Source organism: Pantoea sp. X-Soil-YNGN-844, assembly GCF_059730595.1.
Genome location: NZ_AP036007.1, coordinates 1,343,056 through 1,359,822, shown reverse-complemented (window position 1 = coordinate 1,359,822; position 16,767 = coordinate 1,343,056). Strand labels below are relative to the sequence as shown.

The window sequence follows — 16,767 nt, the reverse complement described above, 5'->3', positions numbered from 1 at the left end:
GTGAGTTACAATTGTGTCATGCGGCATATTACTGAGCGCTATCTCTATGAAAAATTAGATTTTTAAGCATTCCGGCGCACCTGGTATCGATAACGTTTATTTGTGATTAAATTCGGTTTCAATAAATCCTTTTTTCAAAAACTACGCATAAAAAAACCCGGCCATGGCCGGGTTTTAGAATGGTGAATCGCTTAGCCGATGACATCGACGCCATTCATGTAAGGACGTAAAACTTCAGGCACGGTGATGCGGCCATCTTCCTGCTGATAGTTTTCCAGCACCGCGACCAGAGTACGGCCTACGGCCAGTCCAGAGCCATTCAGGGTATGAACCAGACGCGGTTTCTTTTCCTGTTTGTTGCGGTAACGCGCCTGCATACGACGCGCCTGGAAATCACCCATGTTGGAACAGGATGAAATTTCACGATAGGTATTCTGCGCTGGCAACCAGACTTCCAGATCGTAGGTTTTGGTCGATCCAAAGCCCATATCGCCGGTACAGAGTAAAACCTTACGATATGGCAGATTCAGCAGCTGCAGCACTTTCTCCGCATGACCTGTCAGCTCCTCCAGCGCATCCATTGACTGTTCCGGCGTGACAATTTGCACCATTTCAACTTTGTCGAACTGGTGCATACGGATCAGGCCGCGCGTGTCACGACCGTAAGAACCCGCTTCAGAACGGAAGCATGGCGTATGCGCGGTCAGTTTAACCGGCAGGCTATCCTCTTCCACGATCTCATCGCGCATCAGGTTGGTCAGCGGCACTTCCGCGGTAGGAATCAACGCATAGTTGCTGCTGTCTGACTGCTCTTCCAGCGGACGGGTGTGGAACAGGTCTTCACCAAACTTAGGCAGCTGTCCGGTGCCATAAAGCGTTTCATGGTTAACCAGGTAAGGCACGTAGGTTTCAAGGTAGCCATGCTGCTCAGTGTGCAGGTCAATCATAAACTGACTCAGTGCACGGTGCAGGCGAGCAATCTGCCCCTGCATGACCACAAAGCGCGAACCGGTCAGTTTCACGGCAGCCGCAAAATCCAGGCCTTTCGCCGCTTCACCCAGCTCAACGTGATCTTTAACCTGGAAGCTGAACTCGCGCGGGGTACCCCAGCGGCTCACTTCCTGATTTTCGCTGTCATCTTTGCCCAGCGGCACTTCATCTGCCGGAATATTCGGCAGCGCCAGCGCAAAGTCACGGATTTGATTCTGCAGTTCATCCAGTTCTGCTTTTGCGGCATCCAGGCGTTCGCCCAGCGCGTTCACTTCCTGACGCAGCGGCTCGATGTCTTCCCCACGTGCTTTGGCCTGACCGATGGATTTGGATCGGGAGTTACGCTCTGCCTGCAGATTTTCAGTTTCCACCTGCAGTACTTTGCGACGCTCTTCAAGCGAACACAGCGTTTCCACATCCAGTTTGTATCCCCGGCGTGCCAGTTTTTCTGCGACTGCGTCTGGCTCGTTACGCAGCAGATTGGGATCGAGCATGCTTATCCTGTGTATAAAAAGTTGGTTGAAAGAAGGGACGCATTCCTGCGGAATGCGTTGAAAACATTGCCCACATTACCGTAACGTCTGTTTCAGCGGTAGCGTTTTGTCGGGCTATTTTGATCCTGCTCAGCGAGCCAGCTTAGCTTTTCACCAATCTTACCCTCAAGCCCGCGCTGGGTTGGGGTGTAATAGCGTGCGCTGGCCAGTTCCTGCGGAAAATAGACTTCACCGGCGGCATAGGCGTTGGTTTCGTCATGGGCATAACGATACTCTTTGCCCAGGCCCATCTCTTTCATCAGCTTCGTCGGCGCATTGCGCAGATGTTCCGGCACATCGTAATCGGGATGGTCGCGCGCATCACGCATGGCGGCTTTAAACGCGTTATAGACGGCATTACTTTTTGGCGCGCAGGCGAGATAAACAATGGCCTGAGCGATGGCGCGCTCCCCTTCTGCTGGCCCGACGCGCGTAAAGCAATCCCACGCCGCAATCGCCACCTGCATGCCGCGTGGGTCGGCATTGCCGACATCTTCTGAGGCGATAGCCAGCAACCGGCGTGCGACATAGAGCGGGTCGCCACCTGCGGTAATAATGCGTGCATACCAGTAAAGCGCCGCGTCGGGTGCCGAGCCGCGCACGGATTTGTGCAGAGCCGAAATCAGGTCGTAAAAGCGGTCGCCTTTGTTGTCAAAACGCGCGGATCGCTCACCCGAGACTTCGTTGAGCAACTGCGGCGTCAGTTCACGCTGACCCGAGGCGGTGATTTCAGCCATATCCGCCATCATTTCCAGCGTGTTCAGCGCCCGGCGTGCATCGCCATTAACCAGTTCAGCGATCATCCTGCGTGTATTGTCCGGCAGCACGATATCACTGTCGCCATACCCACGCGCTTTATCCTGCATCGCCTGATCCAGCACTTGCTCAATATCCTCGGTCGTCAGTGATTTCAGCAGGTAAACGCGGGCGCGTGACAGCAATGCGGAGTTGAGTTCAAAAGAGGGGTTTTCGGTGGTCGCACCAATAAAGGTAATCGTGCCATCTTCGATATGCGGCAGAAAAGCATCCTGCTGGCTCTTGTTGAACCGATGGACCTCATCCACAAACAGGATGGTACGCCGCCCGGCATGTTTATTCTGGCGGGCACGCTCAATCGCCTCACGAATCTCTTTCACACCCGAAGTGACTGCTGAGATACGCTCCACATCGGCGTTACCATAATGCGCAATAATTTCAGCGAGTGTCGTCTTGCCGGTCCCGGGTGGTCCCCACAGGATCATCGAGTGCAGGTGCCCTGCTTCAATCGCGCGCGGCAGAGGTTTGCCCGCACCCAGCAGATGTTGCTGACCAATGTACTGTTTCAATGTTTCTGGCCGCATACGCGCGGCCAGAGGTTTGAAATTTTCGGTGGAAAAATCCAGGGACAGGTTACTCACCGTGACCTCACTGACGTTGGTCGTCCACCGTCACGCCTTTAGGCGGTGTGAACGTGAATTTATCCGGGCTGATAGCACCATTCTGCTGGCTTTTCAGCTGGTAATCACTGCGCTGGCCATCCTGTTCGATAGCGCTGAAGCGGTTAATGGTGCCGCTGGAGGTCACCTGAATGGTGAACTGTTTCAGGTTGCCATCGCTGTTTTTCGGTGTCAGCTCGAAATTGTCACCCTGCTGTTTAATGTTGTACTGCTTCCAGTCATTCGACTGGTTGCGGGCAATCAGCATAAACGGCGTATTGCTGGTCGCATTCTGCAGCAAGCTAACGGTCGCCTGCTCAACAAATGGATTGTAGAACCACAGCGATTTGCCGTCAGAGATGATGATGCTTTCGTCCGGCGCGGTCATATGCCAGTTAAACAGGCTGGGACGTTTAACCCACAATTCGCCTTCACCATCCTGTACATTGGCACCGCTGCTGTCGGTCACTTTTTGCGTGAAGCTGGCGTGGAAGCTGCTGACCTTGTTGAGGCGCTGTTGCAGATCACTGGAAGCATCAGCCAGAACGCTGGCCGAAGAAAAGGTGGCCAACAGGCCCAGAGCGATTACGCGTAATTTCATCTGCTTCAATTCCTTATTTAAACGTTCCCATCGATAACTGCATTAAGCCTGGTCGCCGTTCCGTCATCAGAACAGAGGAAAAAGCCGAAAACTGATCCAGATATTGGGGTTAACCGCGTAAAAACAATGAGCCAGTCGGAACTGGCTCATCAAGTAGTGTTTCAAAACATTTAACCGCTACATATCATGAGGCGGTGGGGACAGCACTTCACGGTTACCATTGTGCCCTGGTGCAGAGACGATACCCTGCGCTTCCATCTGCTCAATGATACGTGCCGCGCGGTTATAGCCGATGCGGAACTGACGCTGAACGCCTGAAATCGAAGCACGGCGCTTATCAACCACAAAGCCGACTGCCTGATCGAACAGCGGATCAAGTTCTTCATCGCTATCGATGCCACCGGCACTTTCGCTCTCTTCGCCTGCCGTAATACTATCGATATATTGCGGACGACCACGTGCTTTCCAGTCCTGAACCACCGCATGCACTTCCTGGTCACGCACAAAGGCACCGTGAACACGAACCGGCAGTGAGGAGTTTGGCGGCATGTAAAGCATGTCACCCATTCCCAGCAGTGACTCCGCACCGCCCTGATCAAGAATAGTACGTGAGTCTATCTTGCTCGAAACGGTAAAGGCGATACGTGTGGGGATGTTCGCTTTGATCAGGCCAGTAATGACATCCACGGATGGACGCTGTGTTGCCAGCACCAGATGGATACCCGCAGCACGGGCTTTCTGTGCAAGACGCGCAATCAGCTCTTCAACCTTTTTCCCCACTGCCATGATCAGGTCAGCAAACTCATCGACCATCACCACGATATAAGGCAGTTTCTCCAGCACCGGCGGGGTCATATCCATGCTGTCGCCCGGTTTCCAGAACGGATCAGGAATCGGACGGCCCATCGCTTCGGCCTGCTCCACTTTTTCGTTGTAACCCGCCAGGTTACGTACGCCCAGCGCCGACATCAGCTTATAGCGACGCTCCATTTCACCAACGCTCCAGCGCAGCGCATTGGCTGCATCCTTCATGTCGGTGACAACTTCGGTCAGCAGGTGCGGAATGCCTTCGTAGACCGACAGCTCCAGCATTTTCGGGTCGATCATAATGAAGCGAACTTCTTCCGGTGTCGCTTTGTAGAGCATGCTGATAATCATGGCATTCACGCCCACGGACTTACCGGAACCGGTAGTACCGGCAACGAGTAAGTGTGGCATTTTCGCCAGATCGGCCACGACCGGCTGACCGGCAATGTCTTTACCCAGCACGACGGCCAGTGGCGATGGATTGTCGCGGAATTTAGGGCAATCCAGGACTTCACGCAGATAGACGGTCTGACGATGTTTGTTTGGCAGTTCCAGACCCACATAAGGTTTGCCAGGGATCACTTCCACCACGCGAACTGCGACAGTCGAGAGTGATCGTGCCAGGTCGCGCGACAGGTTAGAGATACGTGCTGCTTTTACACCCGGTGCCAGGTCAAGCTCGAAACGGGTGATAACCGGGCCAGGCGAGATGCCAACCACTTCGGCTTTGACGCGATAATCGCCTAAGCGTGACTCCACCAGACGGGCAGTCTGCTCCAGCGAGAACATATCAACCGGCTCTTCCTCTTCAGGTGGCGCCGTCAGCAGATCCAGCGAAGGCAGTGGCGTGGACGGTTTCTCCAGTGGCTGCTCATGGCGCATCAGGAACGGGTGGATCAGGCTGTCATGCAATGAAGGTTTCGCTTCTTCAACTGGCTCAACGGCTGGCGCGCCATAAGACGGCGCAGAATAAGCCGGGGCCTGAGGCGACGCTGGTGCAGCATATGCAGGCGCAGACGGCGCGGTATAACCCGCTTCAGGCTCTGCTGGCCTACCATAAGCAGATGCAGAATAGGCCGGGGCCTGCGCTGCCGCTGGTGCATGATAAACAGGCTCTGCGGGTGCCGCAGGCGTCACTGGCGCACTATAGGCAGGTTCTGCCGGTGCAAAACGGGCAGGTGCAGGAACCTGAGCCGGTGCCTGAGGGCTTGAGACCTCACTCACCTGCTGCCACGGTTCGTGTGAAGCCGCAGGGGCTTCCGGCTCCGGCGTCGCAGCAATGGTAAACAGCGGTTCAGACGGGCCGTCATCCACCAGATCTTTCATCGGTGAAAAATCGAACGCTGAGGCAGTATCAATATTCAATACCGGCTCGTTTCTCACTTCAGGTTCATAGCGCTGCTGTTGCTGCTCGGCGAACTGACGCGCCAGAGCATCCTGCTGCTGCGCATCCTGCTCATCTTCTTCGTCCTGCTGCCAGCTGGTGCCGTAACGCTGCTGCTGTTCAGACTGGAAGGCCTGACGCAGTTCAGCCTGCTGCAGTGCCTCTTCTGCATCAGGTGCAGTGGAAACCGACGTAGCCGGGGCCGCTTCACTCTCTTCCGCTTTGGCTTTCTCTTCAGCCATGCGTTGCGAAGGTAACTTAATGCCATAAGAGGCCAGCTCACGACGCGTAGGCAGCTTTACCGGATTAGGACGCGGCAGCGCCGGTCCGATACCCTGCTTAACCTGCGGGTTCAGATTGGTTTCAGGTGCCAGGTCGAAAACGGGTGCAGTGCGTGTGGCCGCCGTAGCGGCAGCGGTGACTGTTGCGGCCGCAGGGGTCGCTGATGTGTCACGCCAGTTACCCATTTTAGGTTCGTCATCATCATAAGCATTGAACGACGGCGCAGCCGGGGCTTCGTCTGGCATTTCAAAGTGGTAAAGCGGTGGTGGAGCTGCGGCTGCAGAAGCACTCTGCGCCGTCGTTGGGGCCGTCGTTGCACCATAGGATGCAGGGGTGCTCTGTGCAGATGCTGGAGCAGGTTGTGCCGTCGGCGATGCAGGCACTGCTGCTGACGCGGCAGGCACCGATGCAGTAAAGGCCGCTGCAGCAGGTGCCGTGTTAATCGGTGCCGCAGGAGCGATGGTCACGTCTGCAGCTTCCGCAGTGGCGGCTACCGCTGCACTGGTTGCGGCCGCCGCTTTCGCCAGTAGCGGATCCGGCTGTGACGGCAGAGGCTGAGTGGCAGCACGTGGCGCGGAAAGCAGCACATCCTCTTCCTGATCGGCAGCACGCGGAGCAGATAGCAGCACGTCATCATCCTGATCGGCGGCATGCAGAGCAGGGACATCCGCATAATCTTGCCCCTCCCGCTCGTCATCCTCTTCCTGCCAGGGTTCATCGTGACGTGAACGGTTGCTGGCAAACGTCAGCACGCCCATGACAACGCCGCCAATTCTCTCTGCAATGGTAAGCCAGGACCAGCCGGTATACAGGGTTATTCCTGCCGCCCAGACGCAGAGCAGCATCAGCGTGCCGCCAGCCGGACTAAACCAGGGAGCAATAGCATTACTAACCAGGCTGCCAATCACGCCACCTGAAGCAAAGTACCAGATATCATCCGCGTTCAGCGCTGCCATACCACAGGTCGTGACCACCAGCGCAAGAACGCCAATTAAGCGTAACCCGACGGCAAAGTAGTCAAAATAGTCCTGGCTGTCGCGCTGACGGAAAGCAATCCAGCACAAGCCCAGGATGACGGGTGGAATGGCGTATGCCATCACACCAAAGATGAAGAGTAAGGTGTCAGCCAGCCAGGCACCGACGCTGCCGCCGATATTGTGGATAGGTTCATGCCAGGCCGTTTGCGACCAGCTCGGATCGGAAGGGTTAAAACTGACCAGTGAAACCATCAGGTAAATGGCAAACAGCGCCACCAGAATGAGCAACGCTTCCAGCAGACGACGTCCACTGCTCAGCGATTGTAACGAAACGTCTTTATCTTCTGTATATTCCTGGCTCAAGAGGACTCTCCAGGTGCCTGTAAAGTAAGAAGCAACAGCGTCGGGCAAGCCCGACGCTGATCCTGTATGAATGCACAGGAGTGTACCGAAATCTCACAGGTTTTGCACCTGCCCCGCATCAGCGAGTTTTGATCACCAGTCGATTGCTCTGTTTGACCTCTTCCATCACCACATAAGTTCGCGTGTCGTTTACGCCCGGCAGGCGCAACAGGGTTTCACCCAGCAGCTTACGGTAGGCAGACATATCAGGTACGCGCGTTTTCAGCAGGTAGTCGAAATCGCCGGAAACGAGGTGACACTCTTGAGTTTCCTCAAGTTTTTGCACAGCGGCGTTAAATTGCTCAAACACATCCGGCGCACCACGATTCAGAGTAATCTCAACGAATACCAGTAGAGAAGCATCCAGATAGTGCGGGTTTAACTGCGCAGTGTAACCAAGAATAAATCCCTGGCGTTCGAGACGGCGTACACGCTCAAGACATGGCGTAGGCGATAAGCCTACGCGTTTGGAAAGCTCTACGTTTGAAATACGACCATCTTTCTGAAGTTCATTCAGAATGTTCCTGTCAATTCTGTCGAGGTCTTTCCCGGGGCGTTTCTTATTGTCTACCATTATTATTGTCTCTCTTAATTCCTTCCCTTTACCTGCCACGCCCTGAAAACGCTCAATGTTCGGGGCATTTTTGAAGTGAGCTAACAGAGCCTGTGATCTGACACTTATCGATATGACGCATGTTGTCTGTCCACATCATGCGTCATTATCCATATCAGGCTGCTTTTATTCGGCGTTACACGCAAAACAGGCGAGGAAAACCTGTTTTGTTCCGATAAATGTTATTCGCTTCTGATAATGTTTTCGCAAAAGCGCAGGCGATTGTCAAAGTAAAATCACCAAATTCAGGACAAGATGCCAGACAGACCGCTGGGTATCTGTTTTTAAATGAGTATTTTTCCACTTCTGCACCCTTTAAAGCCGATTTTTGCCCCATTCTGGCGCATTGACCAGGCAAAACCGCCGCTCATCGTCTACGCCACTTGCAGCTATCGTTAACAAAATTGGCTAAGTCTTGTTATTGTCGCAGGATATTCCCTACAATCGCAGGCTATGTCAGCCGAATGAAACTGAGGAACGCATGAGTACGGCCAAACACAGTAAGTTACTCATTCTGGGCTCCGGCCCAGCGGGTTATACCGCAGCCGTTTATGCTGCACGCGCCAACCTGAACCCGGTGCTGATCACCGGTCTGGAAAAAGGCGGACAGCTGACCACCACCACTGAAGTGGAGAACTGGCCGGGCGACCCGCACGATCTGACAGGTCCATCGCTGATGGAGCGCATGCACGAGCATGCCGAAAAATTTAATACTGAGATCATTTTCGATCACATCCACACCGTTGATCTGCAGAACCGTCCGTTCACCCTCACTGGCGACAGCGGCGTATACACAGCAGATGCCCTGATCATCGCAACTGGTGCATCAGCACGCTACCTGGGTCTGCCGTCTGAAGAGGCGTTCAAGGGCAAAGGTGTCTCTGCCTGTGCAACCTGTGACGGTTTCTTCTATCGCAACCAGAAAGTCGCAGTGATTGGCGGGGGTAACACGGCCGTTGAAGAGGCGCTCTATCTGGCGAACATCGCGGCTGAAGTGCATCTGATTCACCGTCGTGACAGCTTCCGCGCAGAGAAGATCCTGATCGACCGGCTGATGGAAAAAGTGCGCAATGGCAATATCGTGCTGCACACCCATCGTACGCTGGAAGAAGTCACAGGCGATCAGATGGGTGTGACCGGTCTGACACTGCGTTCTACCCAGAACAGTGATGAAACAGAAGCGCTGGAAGTCGCGGGTCTGTTTGTTGCTATCGGACACAGTCCGAATACGGCTATCTTCGAAGGTCAGCTGGCGCTGGAGAACGGTTACATCAAAGTTCAGTCGGGTCTGCACGGCAACGCCACTCAGACCAGCATCCCAGGCGTCTTTGCGGCAGGCGATGTGATGGACCATATCTATCGTCAGGCGATCACCTCGGCAGGCACCGGCTGCATGGCCGCGTTAGACGCTGAGCGTTTTCTTGACGGGCTGGTTAAAAACGATCGGTAAGTTGTTAACCCTCTGATCTCAAATGTTCCAGGCGACGGTTTTTCCGTCGCCTTTTTTATGGCTCTCATGCTAGATTCTGGCGCCTGAAGAGATGGAAATGTCTTTCCATTTTCCCCTGTCACCGACATTTAGCATGGTCTCGCATGGACAAATCGCGGCAGCAGCATCTTACCCGCTGGCTTCGTCAGCAACGTCGTTTCGCCGGTCGCTGGTTGCGGCTCAACACGCTGCTGGGCATGGTAAGTGCCCTGCTGATCATTGCCCAGTCGGGTTTACTGGCCTCGCTGCTGCAGGCGCTGATCATAGACCAGCAGCCGCGTGAAACCCTGACGGTCAGTATCGTGCTGTTACTGCTCTGCTTCGTACTGCGCGCCCTGATTAACTATGCCCGCGAACTAACCGGTTATCGGGCGGGGCAGGCTATCCGTCAGGCGTTACGTCAGCAGGTCTTAGACCGGTTGTCTGCGCTGGGCCCGGCGTGGATACAGGGAAAACCAGCCGGGAGCTGGGCAACCCTGCTGCTGGAGCAAATCGAAGAGATGCAGGAGTACTACGCCCGCTATCTGCCGCAGATGACGCTGGCGGTGTTGATCCCCTGCTGCATTCTGCTGACTGTTTTTCCGCTGAACTGGACCGCAGGTCTGATCCTGTTTGCCACTGCGCCGTTAATTCCGCTGTTTATGGCGCTGGTCGGCATGGGTGCGGCCGAGGCCAATCGCCGCAACTTCCTGGTGCTGGCCCGCCTGAGCGGTAATTTTCTCGACCGTCTGCGCGGCAGAGAAACGCTGCGGCTGTTTCATCGTGGTGAAGCAGAGCAGCAGGCGGTTGCCGACGCCACCACTGATTTTCGCCAGCGCACCATGGACGTGCTGCGTTTAGCGTTTCTCTCCTCCGCCGTGCTGGAGTTTTTTGCCTCGTTAGCCATTGCTGTGGTAGCCGTCTATTTTGGCTTCTCCTATCTGGGCGAATTACATTTCGGTGATTATGGCCACGGCGTGACGCTGTTTGCCGGGTTCCTGGTGCTGATCCTCGCCCCGGAGTTTTTCCAGCCACTGCGCGATCTCGGCGCGTTCTATCATGCCAAAGCCCAGGCGGTTGGCGGTGCCGATGCACTTGAGGCCTTTATGCAGGCGACACCTGACGCCGCGCCGCAGGAGGGTCAGTTACCTTTCACAGCCGACCGTTCCATCGCGCTTGTCGCCGATGATCTGCGGGTCTGCGCGCCTGATGGTCAGGTGCTGTGCGGCCCGCTCACTTTCACTATTGCCGCTGGCGAGCAGATTGCGCTGGTCGGTCAAAGCGGAGCCGGGAAAACGGCACTGATGAACGCACTGCTTGGCTTCCTGCCTTATCAGGGCTCGCTGAAAGCGAATGGCGTCGAACTGCGTGATATACGGCGGAGTGACTGGCATCAGCAACTTAGCTGGGTAGGACAGAATCCTCAGTTACCGGCCACCACCTTACGCGACAATATCGTGATGAATGCGGTCTGGGATAGCGAGCGCTTTGCGATGCTACTGGAATCGTGTGGCATTAACGAGTTCCTGCCTCGTCTGCCCAGGGGGATTGAAACTCAGCCCGGCGATGGTGGTAATCAGCTGTCGGTGGGTCAGGCACAGCGGGTCGCGGTCGCACGCGCGCTCTATAAATCCTCACATTTATTGCTGCTTGATGAACCGGCAGCCAGCCTTGATGCACTCAGCGAACGTCATGTGATGCTGGCCCTGAACCAGGCAGCTGCCTGCCAGACCACCCTGATGATTACCCATCAGATTGATACGCTGAGTCGCTGGCAGACTCTCTGGGTAATGGAGGCGGGTAAACTGGTGCAACAGGGCAACTGGCAGCAGCTATCGCAACAGCCCGGTGCCTTCAGCGAAATGCTGAAGCATCGTCAACAGGAGATCCGCTAATGTCGGCCTTGCGTCCTTTTCTTCGTCTCTGGCTGCGCCACCCTTTCCGTCTTGCGCTGGGCATCGTGCTGGCGATTGCTACCCTGCTGGCCAGCATTGGCCTGTTGACCCTGTCAGGCTGGTTTCTCGCCGCATCGTCAGTAGCAGGTGTAGCGGGCCTCTATACCTTCAACTATATGCTGCCCGCGGCTGGCGTCCGTGGCTCTGCGATCATCCGCACCGCCGCACGCTATGCTGAACGTCTGGTCAGCCATGATGCGACGTTCAGGGTGCTTCAGCATCTGCGCGTCCATACCTTCAGCCGCCTGATGGCACTTTCGCCGGGACAGCTGTCACAGTTCCGCCAGGCGGACCTGCTCAACCGTTTTGTCACCGATGTTGATACACTCGATCATCTCTATCTGCGCGTTATTTCGCCGCTGCTCGGCGCATTTGTGGTGATAGTGGTAGTCACCTTCGGGATGAGTTTTATTGATATTCCGCTGGCACTGACGCTGGGCGGTATCATGCTGAGTACGCTGGTTCTGATGCCATCGCTATTTTATAGTCTGGGCTCACCGGCAGGTATCGCGATTGCCCATGGACGCGCCCGCTGGCGTCTGCAGCTGATGCAGTGGCTGTCGGCGCAGGCTGAACTGACGTTATATGGTGTTTCGCAGAGCTGGCGTCAGCAGCTTGACCAGGATGAAGAGCGCTGGCAGCAGGCACAGAGCCAGCAACACCGTTTGCAGGCCGCCGCCCAGAGCCTGCTGCTGCTGATCAGCGGCGTAACCGTAACCCTGCTGCTCTGGCTTGGTGCTGCGACAATCAGCGAACAGCAGTTACCCGGCTCGCTGATTGCGCTGGTGGTGTTCTGCGCATTGGCCGCCTTTGAGGCGCTGGCACCGGTTGCAGGCGCTTTTCTGCCTATGTCGCAGGTGACAACCGCCGCGCAACGGGTCAATGACATTATCGATCAGTCACCCGCTATCACATTTCCGGCACAGTCAGACGCCCGATCAGGTCCGCTCGACATCAGTATCGATCGGCTCGACTTCAGCTACCCCGACCGTCCGGATAAGGTGCTCAACGGCTGTACTCTGCAGGTCGCCGCAGGTGAACATATTGCGCTACTGGGACCGACCGGCTGCGGAAAATCGACGCTGCTGGCGCTGCTGACCCGCGCCCGGGAGAGCCAGCATGGTGTCATCAGCCTGAATGATTTGCCGATTACCGCCTGGTCAGAGTCAGCGTTGCGCCAGCGTATCAGCGTAGTAACGCAGCGGGTTCATCTTTTCAGTCAGAGCCTGCGCGATAACCTGCTGCTGGCTCGTCCCGATGCCACTGATGAACAGCTATGCCGCGTACTGAACGACGTTGGCCTTCAGCGCCTGCTTGAGAACCAGGAAGGATTAAACACCTGGATGGGCGAAGGGGGGCGCCCGCTTTCCGGCGGTGAACTGCGCCGGCTGGCGCTGGCGCGTGCGTTACTGCACGACGGCGATCTCTGGCTGCTGGATGAGCCCACCGAAGGGCTGGATGCGACCACCGAGCAACATATTCTCGCCCTGTTGCAACGGCTGACCGCCGGAAAAACCACAATCATGGTCACCCACCGGCTGAGTGGCCTGGAGCGCATGGATCGTATTTGCGTGATGGATAATGGCGCGATTGTTGAACAGGGCAGTCATACGGAATTAATCTCAAAAGCGGGGCGCTACTGGCGTTTCCGGCAGCGTATTGCGTTATAGTCTTAGCGAAATGCCGATGAGTAACATAACGCGATGAGACTGGTACAACTGTCACGGGAATCTCTGCTCTTTCCCCCGCCTGAAATGGCGCTGCGTGAGCCAAACGGCCTGCTGGCCATGGGCGGTGATCTCTCCCCTGCCCGCTTACTTAACGCGTATCAGCATGGTATCTTTCCGTGGTTTTCGCCCGGTGATCCTATTCTCTGGTGGTCGCCCGATCCCCGGGCCGTTCTGCTACCTGAGCAGTTTCATCTCAGCCGTAGCATGAAGCGTTTTCACAATCGTTCACCCTATCGGGTGACAATGAACGAGTCCTTTGCCGAGGTGCTTGAGGGCTGCGCCAGCGGTCGTGAGGAAGGCACCTGGATTACCTTTGAGATGAAGCGTGCCTGGTTGCGACTGTATGAACTTGGCCACGCGCACTCCATCGAGGTGTGGGATGAACATCAGCTGGTGGGTGGCATGTATGGGCTGGCGATGGGGCAAATCTTCTGCGGTGAGTCGATGTTCAGTCGTCAGCAGAATGCGTCCAAAACCGCACTATGGGTATTTTGTCAGCATTTCATCCGGCATCAGGGCCGACTGGTAGATTGTCAGGTACTTAATCCCCATACTGCCTCGCTGGGCGCGCAGGAGATTCCGCGCGCTGATTATCTGCAATATGTACAAAGCCTTGCTTACCAGCCGGTCAGCGATGGCTGCTGGCAGACACAAACGCTTTTTTAGCCGTGCAGAGATGTTTTGCACACATAAAGGCGCATAAGTGGTATAATAGTCGAGTTTGGTATGTCGTCCGCGCTTCGCAATAACGAGCCGGAATTGCCAGGCTGGGAATCTCAACGCACTCTCGGAACTGTTTTCAATCGTGCGCATGTAACCGGTTGATTCAGATTCTTAGCCCGCTAATCCCCTGCAGACGTCACCTTAAACACCCTAATTTTACCGGATGCGCGCAACTGACGTGCACCCCGGCAAAGCGTTGGCAAAATCGCCGACGGTTCTTTACATAAATCGTTGAATTGGGCATTATCTTGCCGGTTCAACTGAAAGGTAGTACACCCAGAGGATTCGATGGCCAAAGAAGACAATATTGAAATGCAAGGTACCGTACTGGATACGTTACCTAACACCATGTTCCGCGTAGAACTTGAAAACGGACACGTGGTCACTGCTCATATCTCCGGTAAAATGCGCAAAAACTACATTCGTATCCTGACGGGTGACAAAGTGACCGTTGAGTTGACCCCGTACGACCTGAGCAAAGGCCGCATTGTCTTCCGTAGTCGCTAATTTGCAGTAATCTCATCGCTCTGCATATTGCAGCGAAAAAAAAGGCCGGATTTTAATCCGGCCTTTTTCACATCTGTATCAGCTGATTAATGCACAGTGCCTTCAGTTTTGCGTTTTTCAGCACTCAGGAAGTGATAGGTCAGTTCACCTTTCTCACGATCCAGCGCGACGGATACTGAGCCGCCATCCACCAGCGAACCAAACAGCAGTTCATTGGCTAACGGTTTCTTCAGGCTGTCCTGCACGGTGCGCGCCATTGGACGTGCGCCCATCGCTTTGTCGTAGCCTTTCTCAGCCAGCCAGTCACGCGCTTCATCACTGACCTCCAGCGACACGCCTTTCGCATCCAGCTGCGCCTGCAACTCGACAATAAACTTGTCGACCACCTGATGGATCACCTCGGATGACAGGTGACTGAACCAGATGATGTTGTCGAGACGGTTACGAAACTCTGGAGAAAACATCTTTTTGATCTCCTCCATCGCATCAGTACTGTTGTCCTGATGAATCAGGCCAATCGACTTACGTTCTGTCTCACGCACACCGGCGTTGGTGGTCATCACCAGCACCACGTTGCGGAAGTCTGCTTTACGGCCATTATTGTCGGTCAGCATGCCGTTATCCATCACCTGCAGCAGCAGGTTAAAGACATCCGGGTGCGCTTTCTCAATCTCATCCAGCAGCACGACCGCGTGAGGATGCTTGATTACCGCATCCGTCAGCAGGCCACCCTGATCAAATCCAACGTAACCCGGAGGCGCACCAATCAGACGACTGACGGTGTGACGCTCCATGTACTCAGACATATCAAAACGCAGCAGCTCAATGCCCAGTGCTTTTGCCAGCTGCACGGTGACTTCCGTTTTACCAACACCGGTTGGTCCGGCAAACAGGAAGGAACCGACCGGCTTACGATCCTGACCCAGACCGGCGCGGCTCATTTTGATTGCTTCGGTCAGCGCCTCAATGGCGTTGTCCTGACCAAACACCAGCATCTTCAGGCGATCGCCCAGATTTCTCAGCGTATCGCGGTCGCTTGCCGACACGCTTTGCTCAGGAATACGGGCAATACGGGCCACCACGGTTTCAATGTCAGAGACATTGATAGTTTTCTTACGCTTACTGGCTGGCATCAGGCGCGCACGCGCACCCGCTTCATCAATCACATCAATGGCCTTGTCAGGCAGATGACGATCGTTGATATATTTCACCGCCAGTTCCACGGCTGCACGCACCGCTTTCGCGGTATAACGCACATCGTGATGCGCTTCATACTTGGTTTTCAGGCCATTCAGGATCTGCACGGTCTCTTCAGCGGAAGGCTCCGTGATATCGATCTTCTGGAAGCGACGCGCCAGAGCACGATCTTTTTCGAAGATGTTGCTGAATTCCTGATACGTGGTGGAACCCATCACGCGAATCTTGCCCGAAGAAAGCAGTGGCTTGATCAGGTTAGCCGCATCAACCTGGCCGCCGGATGCCGCACCCGCACCGATGATGGTATGGATCTCATCGATAAACAGAATGCTGTGTTCGTCCTGCTCCAGCTGCTTCAGCAGCGCTTTGAAACGTTTCTCAAAATCACCACGGTATTTGGTGCCCGCCAGCAGTGAACCGATATCCAGCGAGTAGATGGTGCAGTCTTTCATCACTTCCGGTACGTCGCCCTGCTCGATACGCCAGGCGAGACCTTCTGCAATGGCAGTTTTACCCACACCCGATTCACCCACCAGCAGCGGGTTATTTTTACGACGACGGCACAGCACCTGAATGGTACGTTCCAGCTCTTTATCGCGACCAATCAGTGGATCGATACCACCGACGCGAGCAAGCTGATTAAGATTGGTGGTGAAGTTTTCCATACGATCCTCCCCGCCTGCTTGCTCTTCGTTAACCGGATTTTCAGCGCCTGGCGCCTGGCCCGGTTCGTCTTTGCGCGTACCGTGAGAGATGAAATTCACCACATCAAGGCGGCTGACTTCATGTTTGCGTAACAGATAGGCCGCCTGCGACTCCTGCTCGCTAAAGATGGCGACCAGCACATTTGCCCCGGTGACTTCGCTGCGACCGGATGACTGGACATGGAAAACCGCACGCTGCAGGACGCGCTGGAAGCTGAGCGTCGGTTGTGTATCACGCTCCTCTTCACTGGCGGGGAGCACCGGCGTGGTTTGTTCGATGAAGGCTTCGAGTTCCTGCCGCAGAGCCACAATGTCCACCGTACAGGCTTCCAGTGCCTCTCTGGCCGACGGGTTACTGAGCAACGCCAGTAACAGATGCTCGACGGTCATAAACTCATGACGGTGCTCACGCGCTCTGGCGAAAGCCATATTTAAACTGAGTTCCAGTTCTTGATTGAGCATTAGGCACCTCCCCCAAT

The 16,767-nt window shown here is 55.2% G+C and carries 12 protein-coding genes; 5 read left to right on the top strand and 7 right to left on the bottom strand.

Translation table 11 applies throughout. From position 1 onward, the window contains the following. Positions 1-191 precede the first annotated feature (191 nt). The 6 genes from serS to AC6I8C_RS06175 form a co-directional block, all read right to left on the bottom strand. The gene (serS, locus tag AC6I8C_RS06200) at positions 192-1,484 is read right to left on the bottom strand and encodes a serine--tRNA ligase (RefSeq protein ID WP_497821910.1); all 1,293 of its coding nucleotides are present in this window, start codon (positions 1,482-1,484) and stop codon (positions 192-194) included. A gap of 92 nt (positions 1,485-1,576) precedes the next feature. Continuing rightward, positions 1,577-2,920, bottom strand: coding sequence for a replication-associated recombination protein A (locus tag AC6I8C_RS06195; protein ID WP_110331623.1), 1,344 nt, complete (start codon positions 2,918-2,920; stop codon positions 1,577-1,579). Between the two features lie 7 nt (positions 2,921-2,927). Beyond that, positions 2,928-3,539 (bottom strand): outer membrane lipoprotein periplasmic chaperone LolA, encoded by a 612-nt coding sequence (gene lolA, locus AC6I8C_RS06190; protein WP_003849334.1) that lies wholly within the window; start codon positions 3,537-3,539, stop codon positions 2,928-2,930. 177 nt (positions 3,540-3,716) lie between these two features. Further along, the gene (locus tag AC6I8C_RS06185) at positions 3,717-7,352 is read right to left on the bottom strand and encodes a DNA translocase FtsK 4TM domain-containing protein (RefSeq protein WP_497821909.1); all 3,636 of its coding nucleotides are present in this window, start codon (positions 7,350-7,352) and stop codon (positions 3,717-3,719) included. A gap of 118 nt (positions 7,353-7,470) precedes the next feature. Further along, positions 7,471-7,965 (bottom strand): leucine-responsive transcriptional regulator Lrp, encoded by a 495-nt coding sequence (gene lrp / locus AC6I8C_RS06180; RefSeq protein ID WP_006118610.1) that lies wholly within the window; start codon positions 7,963-7,965, stop codon positions 7,471-7,473. A gap of 175 nt (positions 7,966-8,140) precedes the next feature. Then, on the bottom strand, positions 8,141-8,341 hold the full coding sequence (locus AC6I8C_RS06175) for a hypothetical protein (RefSeq protein WP_150015235.1): 201 nt from the start codon (positions 8,339-8,341) through the stop codon (positions 8,141-8,143). A gap of 144 nt (positions 8,342-8,485) precedes the next feature. Between AC6I8C_RS06175 and trxB the strand changes: the two genes are divergently transcribed. The 5 genes from trxB to infA all read left to right on the top strand — a co-directional run bounded on the left by trxB (position 8,486) and on the right by infA (position 14,387). Next, a complete protein-coding gene (gene trxB, locus AC6I8C_RS06170) occupies positions 8,486-9,454 on the top strand; it encodes a thioredoxin-disulfide reductase (protein ID WP_013357303.1) in 969 nt (322 codons plus the stop codon). A gap of 143 nt (positions 9,455-9,597) precedes the next feature. After that, complete coding sequence (cydD, locus tag AC6I8C_RS06165) at positions 9,598-11,367, top strand: heme ABC transporter permease/ATP-binding protein CydD (RefSeq protein WP_497821908.1); 1,770 nt, start codon at positions 9,598-9,600, stop codon at positions 11,365-11,367. Next, entirely contained in the window at positions 11,367-13,097 is a 1,731-nt protein-coding gene (gene cydC, locus AC6I8C_RS06160; protein WP_497821907.1) for a heme ABC transporter ATP-binding protein/permease CydC, read from the top strand. Before cydD ends, cydC begins: the two co-directional genes overlap by 1 nt. Positions 13,098-13,130: 33 nt before the next feature. Next, a complete protein-coding gene (aat, locus tag AC6I8C_RS06155; RefSeq protein WP_061062042.1) occupies positions 13,131-13,823 on the top strand; it encodes a leucyl/phenylalanyl-tRNA--protein transferase in 693 nt (230 codons plus the stop codon). A gap of 345 nt (positions 13,824-14,168) precedes the next feature. Beyond that, positions 14,169-14,387, top strand: a complete 219-nt coding sequence (gene infA, locus AC6I8C_RS06150; RefSeq protein WP_002211347.1) for a translation initiation factor IF-1 — start codon at positions 14,169-14,171, stop codon at positions 14,385-14,387. Between the two features lie 86 nt (positions 14,388-14,473). Here the strand turns inward: infA and clpA are convergent, their stop codons facing one another. Next, positions 14,474-16,750 (bottom strand): ATP-dependent Clp protease ATP-binding subunit ClpA, encoded by a 2,277-nt coding sequence (gene clpA / locus AC6I8C_RS06145; protein ID WP_497821906.1) that lies wholly within the window; start codon positions 16,748-16,750, stop codon positions 14,474-14,476. Positions 16,751-16,767 lie beyond the last annotated feature (17 nt).